This is a genomic window from Janthinobacterium sp. BCJ23, from assembly GCF_059617945.1.
Genome location: NZ_JCAQAW010000019.1, coordinates 1 through 4,051, shown reverse-complemented (window position 1 = coordinate 4,051; position 4,051 = coordinate 1). Strand labels below are relative to the sequence as shown.

At 56.7% G+C, this 4,051-nt stretch carries 6 protein-coding genes; all 6 read right to left on the bottom strand.

Annotated elements, in window-relative coordinates; all coding sequences use genetic code 11:
• Positions 1-172 precede the first annotated feature (172 nt).
• Complete coding sequence (locus AC54AG_RS28245) at positions 173-871, bottom strand: GntR family transcriptional regulator (RefSeq protein ID WP_331779158.1); 699 nt, start codon at positions 869-871, stop codon at positions 173-175.
• Positions 872-897: 26 nt separating this feature from the next.
• Positions 898-1,626 (bottom strand): amino acid ABC transporter ATP-binding protein, encoded by a 729-nt coding sequence (locus AC54AG_RS28240; RefSeq protein ID WP_331779157.1) that lies wholly within the window; start codon positions 1,624-1,626, stop codon positions 898-900.
• A complete protein-coding gene (locus AC54AG_RS28235) occupies positions 1,613-2,263 on the bottom strand; it encodes an amino acid ABC transporter permease (protein WP_331779156.1) in 651 nt (216 codons plus the stop codon). Before AC54AG_RS28235 ends, AC54AG_RS28240 begins: the two co-directional genes overlap by 14 nt.
• On the bottom strand, positions 2,260-2,928 hold the full coding sequence (locus tag AC54AG_RS28230; RefSeq protein ID WP_331779155.1) for an amino acid ABC transporter permease: 669 nt from the start codon (positions 2,926-2,928) through the stop codon (positions 2,260-2,262). The genes AC54AG_RS28235 and AC54AG_RS28230 overlap by 4 nt, the downstream gene beginning before the upstream one ends.
• A gap of 15 nt (positions 2,929-2,943) precedes the next feature.
• A complete protein-coding gene (locus tag AC54AG_RS28225) occupies positions 2,944-3,732 on the bottom strand; it encodes a transporter substrate-binding domain-containing protein (RefSeq protein WP_331779154.1) in 789 nt (262 codons plus the stop codon).
• A 30-nt stretch (positions 3,733-3,762) separates the two neighbouring features.
• A partial coding sequence (locus AC54AG_RS28220) for a hypothetical protein (RefSeq protein ID WP_496632646.1) occupies positions 3,763-4,051 on the bottom strand: 289 nt, incomplete at its 5' end.

Sequence of the window (4,051 nt, the reverse complement as noted above, 5' to 3'; positions counted from 1 at the left end):
GAAGGAAGAGTATGAAGCATTTCGCTAAATCCGTCAACTCCTTCTTTTTACTGCATCGCCGTTTCCGGTGATCCTCAACTGCCGCATTTGATTGCGTCTCATTGGGGAGGCGAACTATAGCAAAGCCCCGCCAGTCTTGGCAAGGGCTTTCAATCGCCATCGGTGTTTTTGTTCAGGCGGCCAGCAGGGCTTTGACCAGGTCTTTCTTGTCGACAGACTCCGGGGCATCAACATGCAGCGCCTTGAGCACCTGGTCGAGATGATGCAGCATGATGTCGACCGCAACGTCGGCATTGCCAGCCTTGGCCGCCTCGATGAACAGCGCATGCTCATCCGATGAGCAACTGGCGTCTTCGCTGGACTGCTGGTGCATGGCGATCAGCGAGGTCCGCGCCGTCAGTTTGCGCAAGATTTCCTTCAACACCAGATTACCAACGATATCGGCCAGCAGGATGTGAAAGTCACCCAGCAACCTGGCGCGCAGCGGCAGATCGTTTTGTGACAGGGCCTGGCGTTCCAGCGCAAGGTGGGCATCGATGCGGCGATAATCGTCGGCCTTGGCGATGGTCACGAAATCACGCGCAAGACCGGCCTCGAGCGTGCGGCGCACGGCAAATATTTCGCGCGCCTCGCGTTCACTGAGCTTGCACACACAAGCGCCCTTTTCCGGAACGATCTCGATGAGCTCATCCTTCGACAGCATCAGCAAGGCCGCACGGATCTTGGTACGACTGACCGAATACACGCGGGCCAGGGCCTCTTCCTTGAGCTTGGTGCCAGAGGGCAAGCGGCGTTCGATAATCGCCGCCGCAATATCCGCAGCGATCTCCTCGGACGAGTTGGTAACAGCTGGTGTGGTGGGGTCAAGCATGCGGGATCTGGCTTTGGCAAAAACGATCAGGAAACCGAACTGATGAAACTGGCCAGTTCCGGCGTTGACGGCGCGGCAAACAGCGCCTTCGGATCACCTTGCTCATGGATTTTTCCCTGGTGCATGAAGACCAGTTGATCGCCCACCTCACGTGCGAAGCGCATTTCATGCGTGACCATGATCAAGGTCATGCCATCCTCGGCCAGCTTGCGCACCACGGCCAGCACTTCGTTCACCAGTTCCGGGTCGAGCGCCGAGGTGATTTCATCGCACAACAGTATTTTCGGCTGCATCGCCAGCGCCCGGGCGATTGCCACACGCTGCTGCTGGCCGCCCGAAAGTTGGTCTGGAAACGATTCAAAGCGATCGGCAAGGCCGACTTTTGCCAGCGCATCGCGCGCAAGCGCCTCTGCTTGCTGCTTGCCGATTTTTTTGACCACCGTCGGTGCCAGCATCACATTCTGTCCGGCCGTCAGATGCGGATACAGATTGAACTGCTGAAACACCATGCCGACTTTCAGGCGCAACTGGCGCAAATCGGTCTGGCCGACGGTGACCCTCACGCCATCGACGTCGAGCGAGCCTTCATCGAAACTTTCCAGTCCATTGATCGAGCGCAGCAAGGTACTCTTGCCCGAACCACTGCGTCCGATCACTGCCGTCACTTGGCCTTCCTTGACGCGCAAGTCGATGCCCTTGAGGACATGATGCGTACCAAAGCGCTTGTGCAATCCATTGATGCTAACGAGAGACATTGATTTTCCTTTCCAGGCGGCGGGCATACAGCGAAAGCGGGAAACACAGGCAAAAATACATCAGGGCGATCAGGCCATACACGGTGAAGGGCGCAAACGTGGCGTTGCTGATCATCGAGCCGGCCTTGGTCAGCTCAACAAAACCAATAATGGACGTGACCGCCGTCGCTTTCACGACCTGCACGGAAAATCCGACCGTCGGTGCAACGGCGATGCGCAACGCCTGCGGCAAGATCACGTGGCGCATCTGTTCCATATATGTCATTGCCGTGCTGGCAGACGCTTCCCACTGGCCACGGGGAATCGCCTCGACGCAACCGCGCCAGATTTCCGCCAGGTAGGCGCTAGTAAACAAGGTCAGGGCCACGCTGGCGGCCAGCCAGGGCGACACTTGCATGCCGGTCAGCGACAGGCCAAAGAACAGCAGGAACAATTGCATCAGCAGCGGCGTGCCCTGGAACAGCTCGATGTATATCACGGCAAACTGGCGCAGCAGCCGCGCGCTCGAGGTGCGCATCATCAGGATGGCGATACCGACCAGGCCACCGCAAACAAAGGCGATCAAGGACAGCAATACCGTCCAACGCCCCGCCAGCAGCAAGTTGCGAATGATGTCCCACAGGGAAAAATCGCTCATGTCGCTCTCCTGGCAAGCACGTAGCGGCCAAACAGGCCCAACGCGCGGCGCACGCCGACCGCCAGCAAAAAGTACATGATGGTGACGACGAAATACACTTCGAAGGAGCGGAAGTTACGCGAGGTAATGAAGCCAGCGCCAAAAGTCAGCTCTTCGGCCGAAATTTGCGAACACACGGACGATCCCAGCATCACGATCACGATCTGGCTCGACAAGGCTGGCCACATCTTGAGCAAGGCCTGGCGCAGGATCACGCAGCGAAAAATCTGGAAGCGCGACATCGCCAGCGCCGAAGCGGCCTCGATATGGCCTTTCGGCACAGACTCTACGCCGGCGCGGATGATCTCGGTGCTATAGGCACCCAGGTTGAGCACCATCGCAATCGTTGCCGCCTGCCACTCGCTCAAATGAATGCCGAGGCTGGGCAAGCCAAAGAAAACAAAAAATAGCTGCACGATGAACGGCGTGTTGCGGATCAGCTCCACATACACGGTGTAGACCGGGAACAGCACGGGCAGTTTCCAGGCACGCGAGATGGCGCCAAGAATACCGATGGCGACACCGAGCACGGTGCCAACGAGTGTCAAACGCAAGGTGCCGATCACGCCGTTGTACAGGTACTCGCGGTATTCCCAGATACTGCTGAAATCAAAAGTGTATGCCATGGTGCGCTTGACCCGTTACAGCAGGGCGGTGACAGGACGCGTTGTTTTCAGCCATTTCTGGGCGATGGTATTGAGGCTGCCGTCTTCTTTCGACTTGGCCAGGATGGTATTGATTTGCGCCAGTAACTTCGGTTCGCTTTTATTGATGCCGACGTAGCATGGAGAATTTTTGATAAAGAATTTGAATTCGAGTTTTTTGGCAGGCTGTTTTTCGACAATTGCGCCAGCCACCACGTTGCCAGTGGCAATCAAGGGCACCTGGCCGGACAGGAAAGCAGAAATGGTCGCGTTATTATCTTCAAAACGCTTGATGGTGGTATTGGCCGGCGCAATCTTGCTCAGTTCAAGATCTTCCACGGCGCCGCGGGTGACGCCCACGGTTTTACCTGCCAGTTGCTCGGCCTTGCTGATCGTCTGATCCGCACCACCGAATACGCCGCTGAAGAACGGCGCATACGCTGCGCTGAAATCGATGACTTTTTCACGCTCCGGGTTTTTACCGAGACTGGAAATAACCAGGTCGACTTTTTTGGTATTGAGGTAAGGAATGCGATTGGCGCTGGTCACAGGCACCAATTCCAGCTTGACGCCAAGGCCTTTGGCCAGCATTGCGGCCACGTCAATGTCGTAGCCAACGGGTTTCATGTCGGGGCCGACCGATCCGAAAGGCGGGAAATCCTGGGGCACGGCCACGCGCAAGACCTTGGCCTTGAGAATATCGTCGAGCGCCTCGGCATGGGTCAGCGGTGCGGCAAGTGCGGTAGCGGACAAAATCAGCGACAACAGGATCGAACGACGGTTCATGGACAACTCCTCAAGGTGGGATGGAGCGAGCTATCCCGTGATGAACAGCGCGCCATAATCCTTGAGCAGTTTCCGTGCCTGCATACAAAGCCTGCATACGATCTGCAAAGCTCCCATTTCTGCATAGTTTTTGAGCAGTGCCTGACTTTCTGCACCACACCATGCACGAATCGGGTGCGCCGCGACAAACCGCCAGACGTAAAAAAACCCCAACCGGATCACCGGAAGGGGTTTTTTCGAATAACAAGCCTGACGATAACCTACTTTCACACTGGTTGCAGCACTATCATCGGCGCAAAGTTGTTTCACGGTCCTGTTC